The 20,915-nt window shown below is 65.6% G+C and carries 29 protein-coding genes; 16 read left to right on the top strand and 13 right to left on the bottom strand.

What is annotated here, in order from left to right; all coding sequences use genetic code 11:
- Position 1: 1 nt before the first annotated feature.
- Entirely contained in the window at positions 2-460 is a 459-nt protein-coding gene (locus CL52_RS13670; protein ID WP_043221270.1) for a TlpA family protein disulfide reductase, read from the bottom strand.
- A 199-nt stretch (positions 461-659) separates the two neighbouring features.
- Between CL52_RS13670 and CL52_RS13675 the strand changes: the two genes are divergently transcribed.
- Positions 660-1,052, top strand: coding sequence for a hypothetical protein (locus tag CL52_RS13675; protein WP_043221272.1), 393 nt, complete (start codon positions 660-662; stop codon positions 1,050-1,052).
- Here CL52_RS13675 and CL52_RS13680 read toward each other — a convergent pair whose 3' ends face one another.
- Both CL52_RS13680 and CL52_RS13685 read right to left on the bottom strand, forming a co-directional pair.
- Positions 1,053-1,241 carry a hypothetical protein gene (locus CL52_RS13680; RefSeq protein WP_043221273.1) on the bottom strand — a complete coding sequence of 63 codons (189 nt, stop codon included), beginning with the start codon at positions 1,239-1,241 and terminating at the stop codon, positions 1,053-1,055.
- 128 nt (positions 1,242-1,369) lie between these two features.
- Positions 1,370-2,578 (bottom strand): YihY family inner membrane protein, encoded by a 1,209-nt coding sequence (locus CL52_RS13685; protein WP_052264629.1) that lies wholly within the window; start codon positions 2,576-2,578, stop codon positions 1,370-1,372.
- Between the two features lie 147 nt (positions 2,579-2,725).
- Between CL52_RS13685 and arsC the strand changes: the two genes are divergently transcribed.
- From arsC to CL52_RS13700, 3 genes are read left to right on the top strand one after another with little or no spacing between them, the layout of a single operon-like run.
- A complete protein-coding gene (gene arsC, locus CL52_RS13690) occupies positions 2,726-3,079 on the top strand; it encodes an arsenate reductase (glutaredoxin) (RefSeq protein ID WP_043221274.1) in 354 nt (117 codons plus the stop codon).
- On the top strand, positions 3,076-3,681 hold the full coding sequence (wrbA, locus tag CL52_RS13695) for an NAD(P)H:quinone oxidoreductase (RefSeq protein ID WP_043221275.1): 606 nt from the start codon (positions 3,076-3,078) through the stop codon (positions 3,679-3,681). The genes arsC and wrbA overlap by 4 nt, the downstream gene beginning before the upstream one ends.
- Positions 3,674-4,084 carry a DUF2069 domain-containing protein gene (locus tag CL52_RS13700; RefSeq protein ID WP_041110668.1) on the top strand — a complete coding sequence of 137 codons (411 nt, stop codon included), beginning with the start codon at positions 3,674-3,676 and terminating at the stop codon, positions 4,082-4,084. Before wrbA ends, CL52_RS13700 begins: the two co-directional genes overlap by 8 nt.
- Positions 4,085-4,133: 49 nt before the next feature.
- Here the strand turns inward: CL52_RS13700 and CL52_RS13705 are convergent, their stop codons facing one another.
- The 4 genes from CL52_RS13705 to CL52_RS13720 are packed head-to-tail and all read right to left on the bottom strand — an operon-like array spanning position 4,134 to position 7,537.
- Positions 4,134-4,565 (bottom strand): GNAT family N-acetyltransferase, encoded by a 432-nt coding sequence (locus CL52_RS13705; protein WP_043221277.1) that lies wholly within the window; start codon positions 4,563-4,565, stop codon positions 4,134-4,136.
- 54 nt (positions 4,566-4,619) lie between these two features.
- Positions 4,620-5,324: a DnaA regulatory inactivator Hda gene (gene hda, locus CL52_RS13710; RefSeq protein WP_041110664.1), complete on the bottom strand. Its 705-nt coding sequence runs from the start codon at positions 5,322-5,324 to the stop codon at positions 4,620-4,622.
- Complete coding sequence (locus CL52_RS13715) at positions 5,321-6,412, bottom strand: AI-2E family transporter (RefSeq protein WP_041110662.1); 1,092 nt, start codon at positions 6,410-6,412, stop codon at positions 5,321-5,323. Before CL52_RS13715 ends, hda begins: the two co-directional genes overlap by 4 nt.
- Before the next feature lie 51 nt (positions 6,413-6,463).
- A complete protein-coding gene (locus CL52_RS13720; protein WP_043221280.1) occupies positions 6,464-7,537 on the bottom strand; it encodes a DUF2066 domain-containing protein in 1,074 nt (357 codons plus the stop codon).
- Positions 7,538-7,814: 277 nt separating this feature from the next.
- Here CL52_RS13720 and purM point away from each other — a divergent pair, with 277 nt between their 5' ends.
- Genes purM through dapC form a run of 5 tightly spaced genes read left to right on the top strand, consistent with a single transcriptional unit; the run spans position 7,815 to position 12,167 of the window.
- Entirely contained in the window at positions 7,815-8,873 is a 1,059-nt protein-coding gene (purM, locus tag CL52_RS13725; protein ID WP_043221281.1) for a phosphoribosylformylglycinamidine cyclo-ligase, read from the top strand.
- Positions 8,873-9,514, top strand: a complete 642-nt coding sequence (purN, locus tag CL52_RS13730) for a phosphoribosylglycinamide formyltransferase (protein ID WP_043221288.1) — start codon at positions 8,873-8,875, stop codon at positions 9,512-9,514. The genes purM and purN overlap by 1 nt, the downstream gene beginning before the upstream one ends.
- An 8-nt stretch (positions 9,515-9,522) precedes the next feature.
- Complete coding sequence (locus CL52_RS13735; protein ID WP_041110655.1) at positions 9,523-10,233, top strand: DUF3108 domain-containing protein; 711 nt, start codon at positions 9,523-9,525, stop codon at positions 10,231-10,233.
- A 42-nt stretch (positions 10,234-10,275) separates the two neighbouring features.
- On the top strand, positions 10,276-10,926 hold the full coding sequence (locus CL52_RS13740) for a COG3650 family protein (RefSeq protein WP_043221291.1): 651 nt from the start codon (positions 10,276-10,278) through the stop codon (positions 10,924-10,926).
- A gap of 44 nt (positions 10,927-10,970) precedes the next feature.
- Positions 10,971-12,167 carry a succinyldiaminopimelate transaminase gene (dapC, locus tag CL52_RS13745; RefSeq protein WP_043221294.1) on the top strand — a complete coding sequence of 399 codons (1,197 nt, stop codon included), beginning with the start codon at positions 10,971-10,973 and terminating at the stop codon, positions 12,165-12,167.
- A 30-nt stretch (positions 12,168-12,197) separates the two neighbouring features.
- Here dapC and CL52_RS21240 read toward each other — a convergent pair whose 3' ends face one another.
- Both CL52_RS21240 and CL52_RS13750 read right to left on the bottom strand, forming a co-directional pair.
- Entirely contained in the window at positions 12,198-12,356 is a 159-nt protein-coding gene (locus CL52_RS21240; protein ID WP_158002205.1) for a hypothetical protein, read from the bottom strand.
- Positions 12,357-12,374: 18 nt separating this feature from the next.
- Positions 12,375-12,620 carry a hypothetical protein gene (locus tag CL52_RS13750; RefSeq protein WP_041110649.1) on the bottom strand — a complete coding sequence of 82 codons (246 nt, stop codon included), beginning with the start codon at positions 12,618-12,620 and terminating at the stop codon, positions 12,375-12,377.
- 126 nt (positions 12,621-12,746) lie between these two features.
- Here CL52_RS13750 and CL52_RS13755 point away from each other — a divergent pair, with 126 nt between their 5' ends.
- The 5 genes from CL52_RS13755 to CL52_RS13775 all read left to right on the top strand — a co-directional run bounded on the left by CL52_RS13755 (position 12,747) and on the right by CL52_RS13775 (position 16,290).
- The gene (locus CL52_RS13755; protein WP_043221296.1) at positions 12,747-13,073 is read left to right on the top strand and encodes a thioredoxin family protein; all 327 of its coding nucleotides are present in this window, start codon (positions 12,747-12,749) and stop codon (positions 13,071-13,073) included.
- A gap of 84 nt (positions 13,074-13,157) precedes the next feature.
- Positions 13,158-13,520 carry an ArsC family reductase gene (locus CL52_RS13760; RefSeq protein WP_043221298.1) on the top strand — a complete coding sequence of 121 codons (363 nt, stop codon included), beginning with the start codon at positions 13,158-13,160 and terminating at the stop codon, positions 13,518-13,520.
- A gap of 40 nt (positions 13,521-13,560) precedes the next feature.
- Entirely contained in the window at positions 13,561-14,595 is a 1,035-nt protein-coding gene (gene dapD / locus CL52_RS13765) for a 2,3,4,5-tetrahydropyridine-2,6-dicarboxylate N-succinyltransferase (RefSeq protein WP_041110643.1), read from the top strand.
- Positions 14,596-14,680: 85 nt separating this feature from the next.
- Complete coding sequence (locus CL52_RS13770) at positions 14,681-15,883, top strand: aminotransferase class V-fold PLP-dependent enzyme (RefSeq protein ID WP_043221300.1); 1,203 nt, start codon at positions 14,681-14,683, stop codon at positions 15,881-15,883.
- Complete coding sequence (locus CL52_RS13775; protein ID WP_043221302.1) at positions 15,880-16,290, top strand: SufE family protein; 411 nt, start codon at positions 15,880-15,882, stop codon at positions 16,288-16,290. The genes CL52_RS13770 and CL52_RS13775 overlap by 4 nt, the downstream gene beginning before the upstream one ends.
- 19 nt (positions 16,291-16,309) lie before the next feature.
- Here CL52_RS13775 and CL52_RS13780 read toward each other — a convergent pair whose 3' ends face one another.
- The 3 genes from CL52_RS13780 to CL52_RS13790 all read right to left on the bottom strand — a co-directional run bounded on the left by CL52_RS13780 (position 16,310) and on the right by CL52_RS13790 (position 19,224).
- Positions 16,310-17,431, bottom strand: a complete 1,122-nt coding sequence (locus CL52_RS13780; RefSeq protein ID WP_043221305.1) for a beta-ketoacyl-ACP synthase III — start codon at positions 17,429-17,431, stop codon at positions 16,310-16,312.
- A 233-nt stretch (positions 17,432-17,664) separates the two neighbouring features.
- Complete coding sequence (locus CL52_RS13785; protein ID WP_043221307.1) at positions 17,665-18,576, bottom strand: c-type cytochrome; 912 nt, start codon at positions 18,574-18,576, stop codon at positions 17,665-17,667.
- 12 nt (positions 18,577-18,588) lie between these two features.
- Positions 18,589-19,224 (bottom strand): c-type cytochrome, encoded by a 636-nt coding sequence (locus CL52_RS13790; RefSeq protein ID WP_043221309.1) that lies wholly within the window; start codon positions 19,222-19,224, stop codon positions 18,589-18,591.
- A gap of 253 nt (positions 19,225-19,477) precedes the next feature.
- Between CL52_RS13790 and CL52_RS13795 the strand changes: the two genes are divergently transcribed.
- Complete coding sequence (locus CL52_RS13795) at positions 19,478-20,005, top strand: hypothetical protein (protein ID WP_041106653.1); 528 nt, start codon at positions 19,478-19,480, stop codon at positions 20,003-20,005.
- Here CL52_RS13795 and CL52_RS13800 read toward each other — a convergent pair whose 3' ends face one another.
- Positions 20,006-20,218: a DUF3820 family protein gene (locus CL52_RS13800; protein ID WP_041106655.1), complete on the bottom strand. Its 213-nt coding sequence runs from the start codon at positions 20,216-20,218 to the stop codon at positions 20,006-20,008. It lies immediately after the preceding gene.
- A gap of 162 nt (positions 20,219-20,380) precedes the next feature.
- Between CL52_RS13800 and CL52_RS13805 the strand changes: the two genes are divergently transcribed.
- On the top strand, positions 20,381-20,911 hold the full coding sequence (locus CL52_RS13805) for an ankyrin repeat domain-containing protein (RefSeq protein ID WP_043221312.1): 531 nt from the start codon (positions 20,381-20,383) through the stop codon (positions 20,909-20,911).
- Positions 20,912-20,915: the final 4 nt, after the last annotated feature.

Genomic DNA, 20,915 nt, shown 5'->3' on the forward strand with positions numbered 1-20,915 from the left:
GTCAATCAGCACCGCCAAGTTGTTCGATGCGGGCCAGCAGGCCATCGGCACTTTGTTCGCCGACCAGGCGCTCGCGGACCTTGCCCTGCGTGTCGACCAGATAGGTCACCGGCAAGACCGGACTGCGCTCGAGCCCCAGCCGCTCGGCGGGATCCTCGCTCAACACCCGGAAGCGTATGCCCAAGGCTTCTACCGCCTGGGCCAGCTGCTCGCCACGCAGCTCGTCGAAATTCACCCCTAGAACGGCAACATCCGGTCGAGTACTGGCCAGCCGATTCAACTCGGGCACCTCGGTGCGGCAGGGTGCGCACCACTCGGCCCAGTAATTGATCACCAGCCAGCGCCCATCCAGATCATCGGAGGCAACGGGCCGACCATGCTGATCGACACCCCAATCTGCGTCGCAGCCACCGAGCAGCACTGCCAGCGAGAGCACGGTAAGGGTGATGATGCGCTTCATGCCTTGCCTCATTTACAACAGCGAACGAAGGCCCGATTGTGCCGCCGCCGTGCTCGCTTGGCGACCTCTGCGAGCGCGAGGCGCCAGCCCGGCACTCGATCTGCGAGTCCGGTCACGGGAGCCCACGGCAACGCTCACAGTTTGCTCTCAAGGCACTGCTTATAATTCGGCCTTCTCCAACGAATCGGTAACCTGCGCCATGTCCAAGCAATACGAGAAACTCGTCGGGACCGTACCCGCTCGCATTGTTCAACAAGCCACGCTCGTGTTGACGACGCATGACGGCAAGGTGGCCGAATTCAATGTCGCAGCCTGGCTGCAACTGCCCGGACAGATAGGTCGCAGCCTGTCGCTACTGGCACGTTATCGGGATGGAAATACGGTGCGCGAGGTGGCGATCGATCATGGTCGCGTCGATCAGGTGGGCAAGATACTGCTGTCAGGTGTCGCCAACCTGCCGGTCAGGCATAGCATTGAGGAGCTGCAAATCGTGGCCCGCTCGATCTACGAGCTGAACGCAGTGACCGTCGACGAGCTCTTCGCGCAACCCGCCGCCCCGGCCGAGCCCACCCAGTTGCAGGTTCAGGCCTGACTAACCGACCGCCTGCTCCACGCGCGCGGTCGGTCTATCCTCCATGGCGCGTCCGCCCTCGGGCGGACGCTCGACCAGCGATTCAGGCCAGTGACTGAAGCGCAACCCGGTCAGTCGATTGAGCGCCTCCAATGCCGCCTCCGGCGCTCGCCGGTGCAGATGAATCACCTTGCCGCATTTGCTGTCCATAGGCCGTCCTCCACTTCTCGCATGATGCATAGCGAGATCCGTGCCACCGCCCGGAACCGCCCACGCGCCACGCAGCCACGGGCATACCCGACCGGTCAGACGGGCTATCGATTGGCACGCACATTCACCTACTGACGTTTTTCGTCACCCTCACCGCGCAGCCAGCTGGCCAGGCTGCCGCCGAACAGCCGAGCCTGCTCCTGGCGCAGGCTCGCCAATGCCTGCCGCAGCGGGACATACCACGGCTCATCGAGTGGCTGGCCGAGCGCTTCGGGGTCATTGACCGGCCATGGGTTGTTGCGCATCAGCTGCTGCATCTCGTAGCCACCGAGATCGCGGCACAGGACCCAGCCGCCGCTGCCGGTACGCGTGACCAGCTGTTCGGACTCAAGGAAGCCGATCAGCTCATCCCACTCGTCATTCGGCAGCGACCAGCCCGCTTTACGCAGACCGCGCAGGTCAAGATCACGTCCCTCCTGCTGGCGCGCGTAGAGGATGCGTAGCAACACCAGAAGCAGTGCCAGCTTGGGAAGCCGACGCCGACGCCATTCGGCCGATGAGGACAACCCACAGACCAGCTCGGCGCCGAATAGCACGATCATCCAGGACAGGTAGATCCACAGCAGGAACAGCGGCACCGTGGCGAAAGCCCCGTAGATCAGCTGATAGCTGGGAAAATAACTGACATAAAGGCCAAACAGCTGCTTTGCGGCCTCGAACAGCAGCGCTGTGAAGGAGCCGCCCACCAGCGCGTGCTTGAGCGGTACCCGGGTGTTCGGCACCGCAGCATAGATGAGCGTGAAGGCCGCCACGCTGAGCAGCAATGGCATGACCTTGAGCAACGCGCTGGCACCGATGATCGCGTGCGGCCCGGAGAGCAGGGTCAGCGAAGTGAGGTAGGTGCTGGTGGCGAAGGCCGCACCGAGTAGCAAGGGGCCAAGGCTGAGAATCGCCCAATACAGCAGAAAGCTCGATATCCCCCGCCTGGGCTGACGGACCCGCCAGATGGTGTTGAACGCCTTCTCGATGGTCAGCAGCATGGTCAGCGCTGTGGCCATCAGCAGACCAACGCCAAACCAGGTCAGCTGGCGGGCCTGAGTGGAGAAAGCAACCAGGTATTCCTGGATGGTCGCACCCGTCGAGGGGATGAAGTTGCGAAAAATGAACAGTTGGATCTGCTCGCCGACGCCATGGAACGCGGGTATCACCGACAGCATCGCGAAGGTCACCGTCATCATCGGCACCACGGCGAACAAGGTGGTGTAGGTCAGCGCCGCGGCGCTGTGCGGGCCTCGATCCGCGAGAAAGCGCCGTAGCAGAAAACGTCCGAACTCCATCAGTTTGTCGAAGCGCAAATGCAGTCCTCTTCGCCTTGCTGTCGTTGCGGACGGCCTCGAAATCCCCTGCTGTCCATGCAGCCGGGTTTCGGCGCGCCGCCCGGTGGAGGTTAGAATGGCCGCCCTCACCGGCCGGACGCAACCGAAATGACCGATCTGATCCTCTACCACAATCCGCGCTGCTCGAAATCGCGCGGCGCGCTCGAGCTGCTTCAGGCGCGCGGCATGCAGCCCACCGTCGTGCGCTATCTGGACACGCCGCCGAGCGAAGCCGAGCTGCATGCGCTTCTGGCCAAGCTCGGCCTCTCGGCTCGGCAGCTGCTGCGTACGGGCGAAGAGGAATACCAGAGCCTTGGTCTCGCCGACACGGCGCTGACCGACGCGCAGATCATCGCAGCCATGGCCCGCCATCCACGGCTGATCGAGCGGCCGATCCTGATCGCCGGTGACAAGGCTGTGATCGGCCGGCCGCCGGAAAAGGTGCTGGAGTTGCTGGCATGAGCGCGCCCTACATCCTGGTGCTGTACTACAGCCGCCACGGGGCGACTGCCGAAATGGCACGGCAGATCGCTCGCGGCGTCGAACGTGCCGGCCTGGAGGCGCGTTTGCGCACCGTACCGGCCGTATCCACCGAATGCGAAGCGGTCGCGCCGGCAATTCCGGACAGCGGAGCGCTGTACGTCACCCAGGATGACCTGCGTCACTGCGCTGGCCTGGCGCTCGGTAGCCCGACCCGTTTCGGCAATATGGCCGCACCGCTCAAATACTTTCTCGACGGCACCAGCAACCTCTGGCTGACGGGCGAACTGGTCGGCAAGCCGGGCGCCGTGTTCACCTCGACCTCGAGCCTGCACGGCGGACAGGAAAGCACCCTGCTTTCCATGCTGCTGCCATTGCTGCACCACGGCATGTTGCTGATGGGCCTGCCGTATAGCGAAAGCGCATTGTTGGAAACACGAGGTGGCGGCACGCCCTATGGCGCCAGCCATTTCGCCGGTGCCGACGGCAAGCGGCCGCTGGACGAACACGAAATCACCCTGTGCCGGGCACTTGGCGAACGCCTGGCCCGTACCGCAAGCATGCTGGAGACGTCACGTGGCTAGAAAGAACAAGCCGCTGCCCGCGCAAGCGTGGCTCGAGCCCCGGGTCCGTGTCGTCCGCGCGGTCAGCCTGCTCAGCTACCTGGCGTTGTTTCTGTTGGTCGGCATCTGGAACGGGGTGTTCGCCGACCTGCACGGCGCGCGGACATGGGTGGTGCTTAGCATCCTCCTGATCCCGCTGCTGATCGTCGCGCCGGGCGTGCTGCTCGGTCACGCACGCGCACATGCCTGGCTGTGCTTCGTGGTCAACTTGTACTTCATCCGCGGTGTGCTGGCAGCCTTCGACCCGGCGCGCAGCCTGTATGGCTGGGCCGAGGCACTGGTCAGCCTCGTATTGTTCTGCAGCGCTCTGCTGTATACACGCTGGAAGTCGCAATTGGACCGTCGGCTGGCTGGGGAAAGCTGACCGCGAGCCTGGCGCTGTTTCGCGGCGCCAGGCCTGTGCGCCGCCTGACCTAGTCGATCGGCCTCGCTCGCATGAGCCACTCAAGCTGCCCGGTGTGTGCATCGACCCGCTGGCACACCGTCTCGAAGCCCTGCGCCAGGTAGAACTGTACGCTGGGCTGGTTGGCCAGATAGACCGATAGCGTCAGCTCGCCGCGCAGGCGCCTGGCATGGCTCAGCAGCGCCGTGCCGATGCCCCGCCCCTGCCACTCAGGCTGAACGAACAAGGCCGCCAGCGTATGGCCGCTGAGCGCATGGAAGCCGACCACACGCCCCTCCTGCTCATAGACGAACACCTGCGAAGCGGGCAGATAGCGCGTGCGCATGTCATCGAGCTGGGCACGCCAGAACTCAGCCGGAACGAAATCGTGCGCGGCAATGGAGGCCGCCAGCCAGATATCCAGGATGGCCTGCGTGTCGTCGTCGTTGGCACTGCGGATCATCTCTCTCGCCTCATCGGTCCATCCGTCCCGCCCGCTCGGTCCCGGTGCGGCGCGTTACCAACCCAATGTCTCTTTGAGAAAGGGAATCGTCAGCTTGCGCTGGGCCTGCAGCGAGGCCTGGTCGAGCTGGTCGAGCAGCTCGAACAGGGCGCTCATGCTGCGCGCGCCACGGGTGAGAATGAAGCGGCCGACGTCGTCCGGCAGGTTCAGGCCGCGTCGTGATGCTCGTAGTTGCAGGGCGCGCAACTTGTCCTCGTCCGAGAGCGGTTGCAGTTGGAAGACCAGCGCCAGGCTGAGGCGCGATTGCAGATCGGCCAGGCGAACCGGCAACTCACGCGGCGCCGCATCGGCCGCGAGCAGCAACCGGCGGCCGCTGTCGCGCAATCGGTTGAACAGGTGAAACAGTGCCTCTTCCCAGACCGGATCGCCGGCCACGGCCTGCAGGTCATCGAGGCAGACCAGATCACTCTGCTCCAACCCATCGAGCAATGCCGGCCCATAACTGGCGACCTCGCCCAGCGGCAGGTACACCGCCATCTCACCGCGCTCCTCGACACGCAGGCAAGCTGCCTGCAGCAGATGGCTGCGTCCGGTACCGGATCGGCCCCACAGGTAAATCAGCTCATCCGACCAACTGGCCGCCGGGGAGCAGAGCCTTTCGACATAGCCCAGCGCCGCGGCATTGGCACCCGGATAGAAGTTGGCAAAGGTGGCATCGTCACGAAGGCGCACGCCCAGGGGCAGCTGGATAGGTTTCATGGATGGGGATCGACCGGTGGCCCGGCGGGCTCTGCGTAAAGGTCGGACAGTTTATAGAGATCATGTACATGGCGCAGCACAACCATAACCACCGCGGCCACCGGCAAGGCAAGCAGGACGCCGACGAAGCCGAACAGCTGGCCCCCGGCGAGCACCGCGAAGATGACCGCTACCGGATGCAGGCCGATTCGGTCACCCACCAGCAAGGGGGTGAGCAGCATGCCTTCGAGCATCTGCCCAACCGTGAAGACCGCGGCGACACCCAGCAGCGGATATGGCTCGAGCCCGAACTGGAACAGCGCGGCCACCACCGCCGCACCGATGCCGACCACGAAGCCCATGTAGGGCACGATGCTCGCCAGCCCGGCCAGCACGCCGATCAGCAGGCCAAGTTCCAGCCCGACCAGCATCAGCCCCACCGCATAGACCACCGCGAGCGCCAGCATCACCAGCAACTGCCCGCGCAGAAACGCCCCGATGACCTCATGACACTCGCCCAACAGGGCGACGATCACCGGCTCCTGCCGGCGCGGCAGCAGGCTGCGCAACCTGGCCATGATGTGATCCCAGTCGCGCAGCAGGTAAAAGCACACCACCGGAATCAGCAGCAGGTTGCCGAGCCAGGCCAGCAGCGCCAGGCTGGAAGCAGTCGCACGGCTGAGGATGCCACTGACAAGATCGGTAGTACTGCCCAGGTGCCCGGACAGCGCAGCCTTCAGCTGGTCGAAGCGCCAGAAGTCGGCTTCCAGCCCCATCTGCACCTGCACCCAGGGCAGTGCATCGTGCTGCAGCCAATCCAGCGCCTGCGGCGTCAGTTCGTAGAGGCGCACCAGTTGCTTGCCCAGCATCGGCAGCAGCACCAGCAACAACACCAGCAGCAGCAGACTGAACAGCGCGAACACGGCAATGACACCCCAGGTGCGCGAAAATCTCCAGCGTTCGAGGCGATCGACGAGGGGGTCACCCAGATACGCCAGCAACATGCCCACCAGAAACGGCGAGAGAATCGGCGAGAGCAGATAGATCAGTACGCCACACAGCAGAAGCACCGCCAGCCACAACCAGCGGTTCGAAGAAGCGATCGTCATCCTTGGCTCCGGTCAGTCAGATTCCAGCAGCGCCAACGAGGCGGCTGCACATCAGCGAAAGCGCAACACCGTGCCGGGCGCCGGACCAGCCGCGGCAGGCGCAGGCTCGCCCTCCTGAGAGCCCTCGGCAGCACCGTCGCCAACCGCATCAGGCGATACCGCGGGCTCTGACGGCAGCTCATCGGCAGGAACCTCGCTCAGACGTGCCAGGGCCATCTGCGCGCGAAGTTGATCCGGCGAAGCCCTGAGCCGGTAGATCAGCCGATCGTCGGCCACCTCGACCAGCCGCGCCGAGAACGGCTGGAGCAGCCGCTCGAGTTCGGCGAACCGCGACACATCGGCGCCAAGCACTTCCAGCGTCAGCTCCTCCGCGGCGCCAGCTGCGACTACATAATGCGGTGCAAGATAGCGGGCAACCGCCAGCATCACCGCATCCGCCACGGCCGCGCGGCTGTCCCCCTTCGCCTCGCCCGAGCTGCTCGCCCCGTCCTGGGCCAACGCCCAGTCGGCCTGCCAGCCGGTGTCGGTCTGTTTGGCATGCACTGCCAGCACGACATCGGCATCGTAGCGCTCCGAGGGTTCCCGCACGGCCTCGAGCGCCTTGCCAGCGAAGGCTTCGGGGGTGGCCATCAACTGCTCGCCGAGGTCGGCAATCGGCAGCATCAGCGGTAGACCACGATGCTGCGCAGCATCCTGCAGCTCCTGGACGGCGCCCTGCCCGCCCGCCACGAGCTGCGAGCCCTCGGGTGTCTCATCGAGCCACCAGGTCAACACCAGTGGTCGGTCGAAGCCCCATAACGACACACCCGCCTCGCGCAGCTGACGCTCGGTGGTGGCCGGATCGAACTCGACGACCAGGCGATCGTTCTCGTAGCCGTATTTACTGACCAACTGCTGCGGATCGTTGCGCAATGCCGCAACCGCTGGCTTCTCCAGCGCCTCGGTGCTGCCGGTTAAACGCAGCAGCAGCGTGTCGAAGGCACGTTGCAGAGCCTGGCTCCGTTCGGCCGGCTGCTGGCTGGCGACCGGCTCGCGCACCTGATACAGCCGCTGCACGGGTTCGGCCGACGCGGATAACGCGACCAGGGCGAGACAGGAAGCTAGGACGCGTGACACAAGGCGCATGGGAGATACTCGCGACGGGCCAGCGCGCGCTGGCATGGATGGAAGGGCTATACCTTAAACAGCCGACCCCGGCGCGACAACCAAGCCCTCGCGTGCTTTTCCTGCTGCGTCGAGCCCCACCCAGCCGGGTGCATGAAGCATGGCCGCTGCCGGGCAAGCCTGCTAAAATCGCGCGCTTTCCGCAGACTGGCTGCAGGCAATGCAGACGGGCCCAGTCGGCGCCATGCGCCACGCCCGACCGGTCGATCATCGCCCCTTCCGCACAGGCCCGGATTCTATGAGCAAGCAACCCTCCCTCAGCTACAAGGACGCAGGCGTCGACATCGACGCAGGTGAAGCGCTGGTCGAGCGCATCAAGGGCGTAGCCAAGCGCACTGCCCGTCCCGAAGTGATGGGAGGCCTGGGCGGCTTCGGTGCCCTGTGCGAAATCCCCGCCGGCTACAAGCAGCCGGTGCTGGTGTCTGGCACCGACGGCGTGGGCACCAAGCTGCGCCTGGCGCTGAACCTGAACAAGCACGACAGCATCGGCCAGGATCTGGTCGCCATGTGCGTCAACGACCTGGTGGTCTGTGGCGCCGAGCCGCTGTTCTTCCTCGACTACTACGCCACCGGCAAGCTCAACGTCGACGTCGCCGCCACCGTGGTCACCGGCATCGGCGCCGGTTGCGAGCTGGCCGGCTGCTCGCTGGTCGGTGGCGAGACCGCCGAGATGCCCGGCATGTACGAGGGCGAGGACTACGATCTGGCCGGTTTCTGCGTCGGCGTGGTGGAGAAGAGCGAGATCATCGACGGCTCGAAAGTGGCCACCGGCGACGCCCTGATCGCGCTGCCCTCTTCCGGCCCGCACTCCAACGGCTATTCGCTGATCCGCAAGATCATCGAAGTGGCCGGCGCCGACATCGAGAGCATCCAGCTCGACGGCAAGCCATTGGCCGAGTTGCTGATGGCCCCAACCCGTATCTACGTCAAGCCGCTGCTCAAGCTGATCAAGGATACCGGCGCGGTCAAGGCCATGGCCCACATCACCGGCGGCGGCCTGCTCGACAACATCCCGCGCGTGCTGCCCGAGGGCGCGCAGGCTGTCATTGACGTGGCCAGCTGGACCCGCCCGGCCGTATTCGACTGGCTGCAACAGCAGGGCAACGTCGACGAGCACGAGATGCACCGCGTACTCAACTGCGGCGTCGGCATGGTCATCTGCGTCGCCCAGGATCAGGTCGAAGCTGCGCTGCAAAGCCTGCGCACCAGTGGCGAGCAGCCCTGGGTCATCGGTCGGATCGCCGCAGCCGCCGAAGACGCCGATCAGGTCGTGCTGAACAACCTGAAAAGCCACTGATGGCCTGTAACGTCGTCGTCCTGATCTCCGGCTCCGGCAGCAATCTGCAGGCGCTGATCGACAGCCAGGGTCCGACCAATCCAATGCGCATCGTCGCGGTGATTTCCAACCGCGCCGATGCCTACGGCCTGGAGCGGGCTCGCGCGGCCGGGATTCCAACCCGCGTGCTCTCGCATCGAGACTACGCCGACCGCGAAGCCTTCGATTCGGCACTGGTCGAGGCCGTGGATGCCTACGGCCCCGACCTCGTCGTACTGGCCGGCTTCATGCGCATCCTGACGGCCGGATTCGTGTGCCACTATCGGGGCCGTCTGTTGAATATCCACCCCTCGCTGCTACCGCGCCACAAGGGTCTCGACACCCACCGGCGCGCCCTGGAAGCGGGCGATCCCGAGCATGGCTGCAGCGTGCATTTCGTTACCGAAGAGCTCGACGGCGGCCCCGTCGCCCTGCAGGCCGGCGTCCCGATCGCCCCAGGGGAAAGCCTCGACGCGCTCGTCGAACGCGTTCATCAACAGGAACACCTCATCTATCCGCTGGCCGTTCGCTGGTTCGCCGAGGGGCGCTTGCGCCTGGCGGAACAAGGAGCGATGCTGGACGGCCAACTGCTGCCGGCCTCCGGCTACCGCTACAGAACCTAGGAGATCCCATGCGTCGCGCCTTGCTGCTCGCCCTCGCCGTTCTCGCCTTGCCGGTTCAGGCGCTGGAACTCAAACCCTTCTCGGCCAGCTACACCGCTGACTGGAAGCAGGTCCCCATCAGCGGCACTGCCGAACGCAGCCTGGAAAAACTCGACGACGGTCGCTGGCGTCTGGACTTCGAGGCCTCGATGCTGGTCGCCAGCTTCAGCGAACGCAGCACCTTTCGCGTCGAGGGCGAGACATTTCTGCCGGACAGCTACCGGCTGAACCGCAGCGGGCTGGGCAAGGGCAAGAAGGTCGAGCAGACCTTCGACTGGGCCGCCAAGCAGGTCGTCGGCAGCGACCGCGGCGATCCGGTGAAACTGGCGCTGCACCGCGGGCTGCTGGACAAGTCCACCTACCAGCTGGCCCTGCAGCACGAAGTCGCCGAAGGCAAGCAAAGCATGAGCTATCAGGTCGTCGATGGTGACGAGATCGAAACCTACGACTTCCGCGTACTGGGCGAAGAGAAGGTCGGTACCCGCGTCGGCCAGGTCGATGCGATCAAGGTCGAGCGCGTGCGCGACCCGACCCAGAGCAAGCGCCAGACGATTCTCTGGTTCGCCAAGGATTGGGACTATCTGCTGGTCCGCCTGCATCAGGTGGAAAAGGACGGCAAGGAATACCAGATCATGCTGCAGGACGGCAGCGTCAACGGCCAGCCGGTCAAGGGCAACTGAGTGGCGCAGCTACTGCGCCACTCGCCTTCGCGAGTGTTTTGAATGATCCGCCTTCGCGCCGTGCCGCTCCTGTTCGTCCCGCTGATCGCCGGCTGCCAGGGGCTGCTGACACAGTCGCCACCACCGCCCCCTACCGAGCGCTTGCAAGGCATGCTGACCGAGCAGGCGGGCCAACTCTATTTCACGCCCTGCACGGGCTCTCGCGCCCTGCAATTGCGTGCCTCCGAGCAGCTCGGCCTGCAGGAAGATGTCGACGCGCTGATTGAAGGTCGCCCTCTGTTCGCCGACCTGCGCGGCGAACTCTCTACCGGTCCTGAGCGCTTTCTCGCCACCCAGGTCTATCGCCTGCAGGCCGAAGGCTTCGGCTGCGCTGATCCCGGCTTTCGTCAGCTGATGGTCCGAGCCAGCGGGCACGAGCCAGACTGGACGGTCACCCTCAACGTGCAGGGTCTGCTGCTGGAGCGCCCCGACCAGCCTCGCCTGGCGCTGCCCTATCTGGAAGAACAGCTGCCCGGAGGGCAGGCGAGCTTTACCAGCGAAGCCGACGGCCAACGCCTGGAGCTCTGGATCGCCCCCCAACGCTGCGTCGACAGCGCCAGCGGGACGATCAGCCATCTCAGCGCGCAGCTGCGCCTGAACGATGCCAAGCCGCTGCGCGGTTGTGCCTATTTCGGCGCCGCAAGCAACCACTGATTTCCAGCGAAGCGAAACGCTTCGACCTCTGCCCACGAGCGACCATGAACGACGCCCTGAATCTGCTGCAACCCTACCCGTTCGAGAAATTGCGCGCGCTACTGGCCGGTGCCCAGCCTCCAGCGGACAAGCGTCCCATCGCCCTGTCCATTGGCGAACCCAAGCACCGTTCGCCGGAGTTCGTCGCCCGCGCGCTGGCCGACAATCTCGAGCAGCTGGCGGTCTACCCGACCACGCTGGGCCTGCCCGCCCTGCGCGAAGCGATCGCCGGCTGGGCCGAGCGCCGCTTCGGCCTAGCCGCCGGCGCGGTCGATCCGGCACGCCAGGTGCTGCCGGTCAACGGTACGCGCGAGGCGCTGTTTTCCTTCACCCAGGCCGTGGTCAACCGCGCGGACGAAGGTCTGGTCGTCAGCCCGAACCCGTTCTATCAGATCTACGAAGGCGCAGCGCTGCTGGCCGGTGCGCAGCCGCACTACCTGCCCTGCCTGGCTGAGAACGGTTTCAACCCGGATTTCGACGCGGTGCCGACTGACGTCTGGCAGCGCTGCCAGATCCTGTTCCTCTGCTCGCCCGGCAATCCGACCGGGGCGCTGGTCCCGCTGGAGACGCTGAAGCGGCTGATCGCCCTGGCCGATGAGCACGAGTTCGTCATCGCCGCAGACGAATGCTACAGCGAGCTTTATTTCGACGAAGCCAACCCGCCGGCCGGCCTGCTCAGCGCCTGCGCCGCGCTCGGCCGGCACGACTTCAAGCGCTGCGTGGTGTTCCATAGCCTGTCCAAGCGCTCGAACCTGCCGGGCCTGCGCTCCGGTTTCGTTGCCGGCGACGCCGACATCCTCAAGGCTTTCCTGCTCTATCGCACCTATCACGGTTGCGCCATGCCGGTTCACGTGCAGTTGGCCAGCGCCGCCGCCTGGAACGATGAGATCCACGTGCGCGCCAACCGTGAGCTGTATCGCGCCAAGTTCGAGGCGGTGTTGCAGATTCTCGAGCCGGTCCTCGACGTGGCCCGTCCCGACGGCGGCTTCTACCTGTGGCCAAAGACACCAATCGATGACCAGCGCTTCACCCGGGAGCTGTTCGAACAGGAGCACGTCACTGTGGTGCCAGGCTCCTATCTGTCGCGCGAGGTGGAAGGCCTCAATCCGGGCGCCGATCGCGTGCGCATGGCATTGGTCGCGCCACTGGCCGAGTGCATCGAAGGCGCCGAGCGCATCCGCGCTTTTATCGAGCGTCTCTAAGCCGATCGCGGCCGGGCAGCCGGCCGCCGATCAGGCGACCCCCGGCGGAATGCCGTCCTTGTTGTAGTTGCGCAGGCGCTCGACGTTCTCCGGCTTCATGTGCTCGGGGACATCGGGCTTGCTCGGTTCCTCGCGCTGGGGCCGCTGTGGATAGAGCACATCCGCCGATGACTTGTCATGCTCGCTCATCGCTCGCCTCCTCTTGTCTCAGATGGCGTTCTCTTCCCAGATTAGCTCACCGTCTTCGCTGACCTCGCGAACCTTGGTCAGCGCCGCCTCGGCGACCGCGTCGGCTTCGGAGGCCAGGTCGTAGGTACGGCCCTCGGTAAGGCGGAAGACGGTGGCCTGCTCTTCGCTGTCGCGACGCTTGATCGCAATGACCGCCTCGAACGCATCGCCGGCCGGAACCGCCGAGGAGATTGCCTCGTAATGCTCGAAATGTTTACGTGCCATGGTCTACCTCGTCTTCACTTCAGATAACCGATGGACAACGGAACCTGCGCAAACGCTCGGCGTGCCCGCGAACCGCGGCGCCTGGACAGGTTCTCAACAATACGAGCCCGCACCGGAGACCCGCCGATGGCCCTGACCGATACCTACGCCCTGACCGAGCCGAGCCGCACCGACGTCGATCTGCTGGACGGACCGACACTGCTTGAATTCGGCGCGCCCTGGTGCGGCCATTGCCGCGCGGCACAGCCGCTCCTGGCCCAGGCGATGGCCGGGCGGGACAACCTGCGCCACCTGAAGATCGAGGACGGACCGGGGCGGCCGCTGGGGCGCTCCTTTCGCGTCAAGCTCTGGCCGACCTACATCCTGCTCGAGCACGGCGTCGAGCTCGCCCGAGTGGTCCGCCCAGCAGATGTCGAAGCCCTCGACCAGATGCTCGGCGAGGCCGGTCGCTGAGGCGCGGCACCGGCCCGCAGCCGACAGTTCGGCACAGGCATGGCATAATCGCCGACCCGGTTTTTCAGGAGTTGGAGTTCGTCCATGTCAGGACCCGTCAAGCTGTTCGGAATCAAGGCGTGCGACACCATGAAAAAGGCGCGCAGCTGGCTCGACGAGCATGGAGTCGACTATAGCTTCCATGACTACAAGAGCGCCGGCATCGACCGGGCACACCTGCAGGCCTGGTGCGAAGAGCACGGCTGGCAGACGGTTCTCAACCGAGCAGGCACCACGTTCCGCAAGCTCGACGAAGCGCAGAAGGCCGATCTCGATCAGGCCCGCGCCATCGAGCTGATGCTGGCACAGCCCTCGATGATCAAGCGGCCGGTACTCGATCTCGGTGACCGGACCCTGGTGGGCTTCAAACCTGACCTCTACGCGGCCGCACTGGCCACCTCGAACTGACCCCGCGTGCCCGTTGGCACGCCATGACAAGGACAATCGCATGACCACTTCCCTCTTCAGCCTGGCCTTTGGTGTCGGCACCCAGAACCGCGAAGGTGCCTGGCTGGAAGTCTTCTATGCCCAGCCGCTGCTCAATCCCCAGGCCGAGCTGGTACAGGCCATCGCCCCACTGCTGGGCTATCAGGGCGGTAACCAGGCGATCGCCATCACGATCAACCAGGCTGCGCAGTTGGCCGACGCACTCAAGCCGATCTGCAGCGCCCAGCACGCCCTGCTCACCCGTCTGGCCGAGGCCCAGCGGCCGCTGGTCGTGACCCTGCTCGAGCAGGATGCCGCCCTGAGCTCCACGCCCGAGGCCTATCTCAAGCTGCACCTGCTGTCTCATCGCCTGGTCCAGCCGCACGGTCTGAACCTCACCGGCATCTTCCCGCTGCTGCCGAACGTCGCCTGGACCAGCCAGGGCGCCATCGACCTGGCCGAGCTGCCGGAGCGCCAGCTCGAGGCACGCCTGAAGGGCGAGCTGCTCGAAGTGTTCTCCGTGGACAAGTTCCCGAAGATGACCGACTACGTGGTGCCGGCCGGTGTGCGCATCGCCGACAGCGCGCGCATTCGCCTCGGCGCCTACATCGGTGAAGGCACCACGGTGATGCATGAGGGCTTCGTCAACTTCAACGCTGGCACCGCCGGCCCCGGCATGATCGAAGGGCGCGTTTCGGCCGGCGTGTTCGTCGGCAAGGGCTCGGACCTGGGCGGTGGCTGCTCGACCATGGGCACCCTGTCCGGCGGCGGCAACATCGTCATCTCGGTGGGCGAGAACTGCCTGATCGGCGCCAACGCCGGCATCGGCATCCCGCTGGGCGACCGCAACACCGTCGAATCCGGGCTGTACATCACCGCCGGCACCAAGGTCAGCCTGCTCGACGAGAGCGGCCAGCTGGTCAAGGTGGTCAAGGCGCGCGAGCTGGCCGGGCAGAGCGACCTGCTGTTCCGCCGCAATTCGCAGACCGGGGCGGTGGAGTGCAAGACGCACAAGTCGGCGATCGAACTGAACGAAGCGCTGCACGCGCACAACTAAACCGACGCAGGAAGCCAGGCGGCCAGGCGCTGGAGATGATCGAAGCCGCGTGGCTTCCAGCGCCCCGCCCTTAGGCCCTGACGCAATGCTGCTATCCCCCTGGCGCGCCGACTTTCCCGCCCTCTCCGTTCTGGAGGCGCAGGGCCAGGTCTACCTGGACAGCGCCGCCACGGCGCAGAAGCCGCAAGCGATGATCGACGCGCTGGCCGGCTACTACACCTGCGGTGCCGCCAACGTTCACCGTGCCCAGCACCAGCCCGCCGAGCGCGCGACCCGCGCCTTCGAGGCTAGCCGTATCAAGGTCGCCAAATGGCTGAATGCCAGCAGCCCGACCGAGATCGTCTTCACCCGCGGCGCCACCGAGGCGCTCAACCTGCTCGCCTATGGCCTGGAGCACCTGATCGGCGCCGGCGACGAAATCGTCATCAGCGCCCTGGAGCACCATGCCAATCTGCTGCCCTGGCAGCAGTTGGCGCTGCGCCGCGGGGCGAAGCTCGTGGTGCTGCCACTCGACACCGACGGCCGGATCGACCTGGACGCCGCACAGCGGCTGATTGGCCCACGCACACGCCTGTTGGCGGTCAGCCAGCTGTCCAACGTGCTCGGCAGTTGGCAGCCGCTGCAACCGCTGCTCGAACTGGCGCGCCGGAACGGTGCGCTGAGCGTGGTCGATGGCGCGCAGGGCGTGGTCCACGGTCGGCATGACCTGCAGACGCTCGCCTGCGACTTCTACGTGCTTTCCGCACACAAGCTGTACGGCCCTGACGGGGTCGGCGCCCTGTTTGGCCGCGGCGAGGCGCTGCTACAGCTTCGTCACTGGCAGTTCGGCGGCGAGATGGTGCGCGTCGCCGATTTCGAACAGGCCGAATTCCACGCCGCACCGCTGGGTTTCGAGGCCGGCACGCCGCCCATCGCCGGCGTCATCGCCCTGGGCGCCAGCCTCGATTACCTCGCCGGGCTGGACGCCCACGCCGTGCAGAGCCATGAGCAGACCCTTCACCACAAGCTGCTCGACGGCTTGCGTGCCCGTCGCGGGGTACGCCTGCTCGGCTCGCCCCAGGTGGCTCTGGCCAGCTTCGTGGTCGAGGGGGTGCACCATGCCGACCTGTCGCACCTGCTCGTCGAGCAGGGCATCGCGGTGCGCAGCGGCAACCACTGCGCCATGCCGCTGATGAAGACGCTCGGGCTCGGCGGTGCGATCCGCGCGTCCCTTGGTCTGTACAACGACGAGAGCGATCTGCAGCGCCTGTTCACGGCGCTGGATGCCGCCCTGGAGCTGCTCCGATGAACGAATTGCCCGCCGCCGCCAGGGAAACCCTCGCCGACTTCGCCCAGGCCGGCAGCTGGGAACAGCGTGCCCGTCTGCTGATGCAGCGTGGCGAACGCCTGGCGCCGCTGACGGATGACGAGCGCAGCGAAGCCAACCGGGTGGCTGGCTGCGAAAGCCAGGTCTGGCTGGTCGGCGAACGGCATGAAGGATGCTGGCAGTTCCGCGCGACCAGCGATGCACGGTTGCTGCGCGGCCTGCTGGCCGTGCTGCTGGACCGGGTCAACGGACTGGAGGCCGCCCAGCTGGAGGCGGTGGATGTGTCCGACTGGTTCGATCGGCTCGGCCTCGGTCGCCAACTGTCGCCTTCGCGCAGTAACGGCATGAACGCCGTGCTGGCGCGGATGCGTGAGTTGACGGCGGTCTGAGCCGCCGTCAGTCGCCTGATCAGCGCTTGCGCAAAATGACGCTGCCGATCGAATAACCGGCACCGAAGGAGCTCAGCACACCGACGGAGCCGACCGGCAGGTCGTCCTGGTGTTTGTGGAAGGCGATCACCGAGCCCGCCGAACTGGTGTTGGCGTAGGTATCGAGGATCACCGGCGCTTCATCGGCCGTCGCATCGCGGCCGAGCAGGCGGCGTACGATCAGCTGGTTCATGTTCAGGTTGGCCTGATGCAGCCAGAAGCGCTTGACCGACTCGACCGGCAGGCCGTTCTCGGCCAGGTGCTCACCGATCAGCTCGGCCACCATCGGGCAGACTTCCTTGAACACCTTGCGGCCTTCTTGGATGAACAGCTTGTCCGGGTCGTCCTTGTGTTCCTCTGCGGCGCGGTTGAGAAAGCCGAAGTTGTTGCGGATGTTGTTGGAGAACTCGGTCGCCAGCTTGCTGCTGAGCACTTCCCACTGGTAAGGCGACGTCGCCAGGTCAGCGCGCTCGAGCACGACGGCGGTACAGGCGTCACCAAAGATGAAGTGGCTGTCGCGATCACGGAAGTTCATGTGCCCGGTGCAGATCTCCGGATTGACCATCAGCACCGCGCGCGCCTGCCCCAGGCGAATGCTGTTGGCGGCGTTCTGGATACCGAATGTCGCCGAGGAGCAGGCGACGTTCATGTCGAAGCCGAAGCCCTTGATCCCCAGCGCCGCCTGCACCTCGATGGCGATCGCCGGATAGGCGCGCTGCAGGTTCGAGCAGGCGACGATCACCCCGTCGATATCCGCCGCGGTCTTGCCGGCGCGGGCCAGCGCCTGCTCGGCGGCCTTGACCGACATCTCGCAGAGGATCGACCACTGGTCGTTGCTGCGCTCGGCGATGCGCGGAACCATGCGCTGAGGGTCGAGAATGCCGTCCTTGTCAGTGACGAAGCGGCTTTTGATGCCTGAGGCTTTCTCGATGAAGGCCGCGCTCGACTCGGCCAGCGGCTGCATCTCGCCGGCCTCGATGGCCGCGGCGTTCTCGGCATTGTGACGCTGGACGAAGGTGTTGAAGGAGGCCACCAGCTCTTCGTTGGAAATGCTGTGGGCAGGGGTGTAAAGGCCGGTACCGCTGATCACGACGTCGTACACGGTCGCTCCTCTGGAATTGGCTGATCGTAGTGACGCCGGAACGGCGCGGCCGCGCGGCCGACGGGGTTCATGCATGCGCCTGTTGTGGTGGCTATTGTGCATGAAAATCGTAAAGAAACCGCAACCTTGCACGCTTTGCTGAGGGTTTTCTCACGACGAATGGTGACCGGGCGGTCTGAAAATGAAAGGAGCGTCGAACGACGCTCCCGGTTTGGCAGGCTATTGGCCAGGGGTCACTTGATGCCCTGGCCGAGCAGCACGCCGTTCACCTCCATGCCGTAGAGATTGACGCCATCGTTGGCATGGTATTTTTCGCGCGTCTTGGCGATCGAGCCATCGATCAGGCGCGGGTCCTGCGGGCGCTCGTGGCTGTTCATGAAGGCAGCGACGTTCCACGCCTCATCGTCGCTCAGCGTGCGGCCCTTGCCGAGCGGCATGTTTTCCTTGATGAAGGCCGCCGCGGTGTTGATCCGGTGCATGCCGGCGCCCCAGTTGAACGAGTCGCGGCCCCACAGCGGCGGGAATACATAGCCGTCACCGGCCTTCTGGCCCTGGCCGTCGTCGCCGTGGCAGACCGCGCACTGCGCCGCATAGACCTCGCGGCCCTTGGCGATGTCGTAGCCGCCCTTGGGTTGCGGCACCTCCGGATAGGCCCGGCCGGGCAGCTCCTGGCCGGTCGGTGCGCCAGTCGACAACCAGTAGGAGTAGGCCGTCAGGGCGTTGATCACGTGGCTGTCGGCGGCTGGCGGCTTGCCGTTCATGCTGAACTGGAAGCAGCCCTGCACCCGCTCGGCGTAGCTGTTGACCTTGTTGTTCTTCTTTCGATACGCCGGATACATCGGATAGGCGCCCCAGAGCGGCGCCGAGTTGGCCTTGCGGCCCTGATCGAGGTGGCAGTTGGTGCAGTTCATGCCGTTGCCCACGTAGTCGGCGGCATATTTCTGCGTGTCGACGAAGATGGCCCGGCCTTCCTGGACCAGCTTGCCGTACGCATTGTCCGGCAGATCGCCTTCCAATGGCGGCTGGAAACCAACCTGGCCGGTGGCCTTGGGCGTGAGCTGGGACTGGTCGTCCATCTTGATGTCTGCGGCGATGGCCGGCACGGCAACCGACAATGCCAGCAGTGCGGGAGTGAAGCGTTTCATGGTCGTCGGCTCCTACTGGCTGAGGTTGGCGAAGTATTCCGATACGGCGGTGACTTCCGCATCGGTCAGCGAGCGGGCGACATGCCCCATCAGGTCGTTCGGATCGTTCTTGCGCGTCCCCTGCCGCCAGGCGTTGAGCTGCGCGCTCAGATAGGCCGCCGACTGGCCGTTCAGCGCTGGGAAGCTGTCACCGACCCCACTGCCGCCCGGACCGTGGCAGGACACGCACTCGGGGATGTTGCGCTCCCAGGCTCCGCGCAGGGCCAGGCGCGCACCGACACCCTCGGCGGCATCGGCGCGGCTCGCCTGGGCAGGCGCAACGGCCGGCTTGGCGGCCAGGGTCTGGCTCACCGCCTGCATTTCCTCCGCGCTCAGCGCTGCCGCGATCGGCTGCATGATCGGGTTGCTGCGCGCACCGCTGCGGAAATCCTCCAGTTGCTTTTGCAGATAGCCGGCCGGCAGACCCGCCAGCCGCGGGAAGCCACCGGCCGCCATGCCCTCCGCATTCGGCCCGTGGCAGGTGGCGCATGCCATGGCGGCCGGATTGGCGCCTCCCTGCGCATAGATCTTCTGCCCGTCGGCTGCCTGGGCCTGCATTGCCAGCAGCAATGCGCAGGTCCCAGCCAGGAGGCTTTCGGTGATTCTCATGAGAGACCTCATCAGCTTGTTTCGAGTTATTGGCAGTCGCTGCCCATCGGCAGACGGCTCGCAGGCCTGCGTCCACTTGTCGCAGCTTTGGCGAAGGTAGCACGAAGAACCGGCCCCAGGAAGAAAACGAATAACGATAGAACTTTCCGTTCTAAAAAAAGCGCTTACATACCCCACGGGGCATCTGCAAACGGTTTGCCGCGTGTCCACCTGCCTTGCGCTATGCTGCGCGCCCCGAGCACAGGAGCCCGCAATGAACGAACAACTGGCAGAGCTGATCCGCCTGATCAGCTCCGGCTGCATGACCGAAGCCGAGATCCAGCGTATCGCCGACGAGGCCGCCCAGGCCTACGCCGACCCGGCCGCGTTTCTGGCGGCCAACCCGGATGTCAACTACGACGACAGTTTTCCGATTCCGCTGGGCGAGTGGGTCGTGGTCGGCAGCCTGCCCGATACCGTGCTGTTCCAGGCCGACGATTACGAGCAGCTGTTCGCCCAGGTCGTCGCCTCGTTCGGCCCGAGCGTCGCGTTCGTTCTCAAACCCAAGCAGCTGGCGAAAACCGAACCACTGAAAGCGCTGAACCGTATCCAGGTCCAGCTCGGCAGCCTCTACCCGGAGAAAGGCGGCTACGTGCTGGTGGATTTCAGCGAACCGCTGGATGACGAGCTGCAAGCGGTGCTGGTCTACCGCCAGGATCTCGAGCGCGCCCTGCAACTGGCTGTGGAGATCGGCATCTACGCCGCCCCGGCGCTGGAAGCCGCCAAGGCGCAGCAGCCGTGATCAGCGCCGACGCAGCGGCTCGAGCAAGGGTTTGAGCCCGTTGTGGTCGATCTCCTGCATCAAGGCCAGGAGCCGTCCGATGTCGCCGGGAGGAAAACCGACGCGGGCGAACCAGTTCAGGTAATGCCCTGGCAGATCGGCGATGACCCGCCCCTTGTACTTGCCGAACGGCATGGCCTGGGTGACCAGCCGTTCAAGGTCTTCGGCCTTCATGTCGCCTCTTCCCCCGCCTGCAGAGCGCGCATACTGCCACAGTCGTACCCGGCATGCTGCCACGATGCAGCTGCCCTATCGAACGCATAGCGAGCATGAACTGGCCTGCCGCGAAGGCTCTGCGAGAATCCCCGCATTGCCTCTGCAGACCAGGAACGCGCGATGCCCGAACCGACCCAGCCAACCCCGATACTCGACGATGCCACCCTTGCATTTGCTGCCCGGGTGTTCGACTACGCCCGTACGGGCGACAGCGCGAGCCTTGGTGAGCTGCTCGCCGGCGGCCTGCCAGCCAATCTGCGCAACCATGCCGGTGACAGCCTGCTGATGCTGGCCAGCTATCACGGCCACCTCGACACCGCGCGGCTGCTGCTCGAACGCGGCGCGGATGCCGAGCTGCGTAACGCCCGGGGGCAAACGCCGCTGGCCGGTGCGGCCTTCAAAGGCGATCTGCCGATGATCGAACTGCTGCTCGACCACGGCGCCGATGTTGAGGGCGCCTCGCCCGACGGACGCACCGCGCTGATGATCGCCGCGATGTTCAACCGCAGCGCAATCGTCGAGCGGTTGCTGGTCCGTGGCGCTGATCCGCAGGCCCGGGACGCCGGCGGCGCGACGCCACTGTTGGCGGCCAGGATGATGGGTGCGGTCGATACCCAGGCGCTGCTTGCCCGCCTGGGCGAAGTGCGCTGAGCGG

Source organism: Stutzerimonas balearica DSM 6083 (assembly GCF_000818015.1).
GTDB lineage: Bacteria > Pseudomonadota > Gammaproteobacteria > Pseudomonadales > Pseudomonadaceae > Stutzerimonas > Stutzerimonas balearica.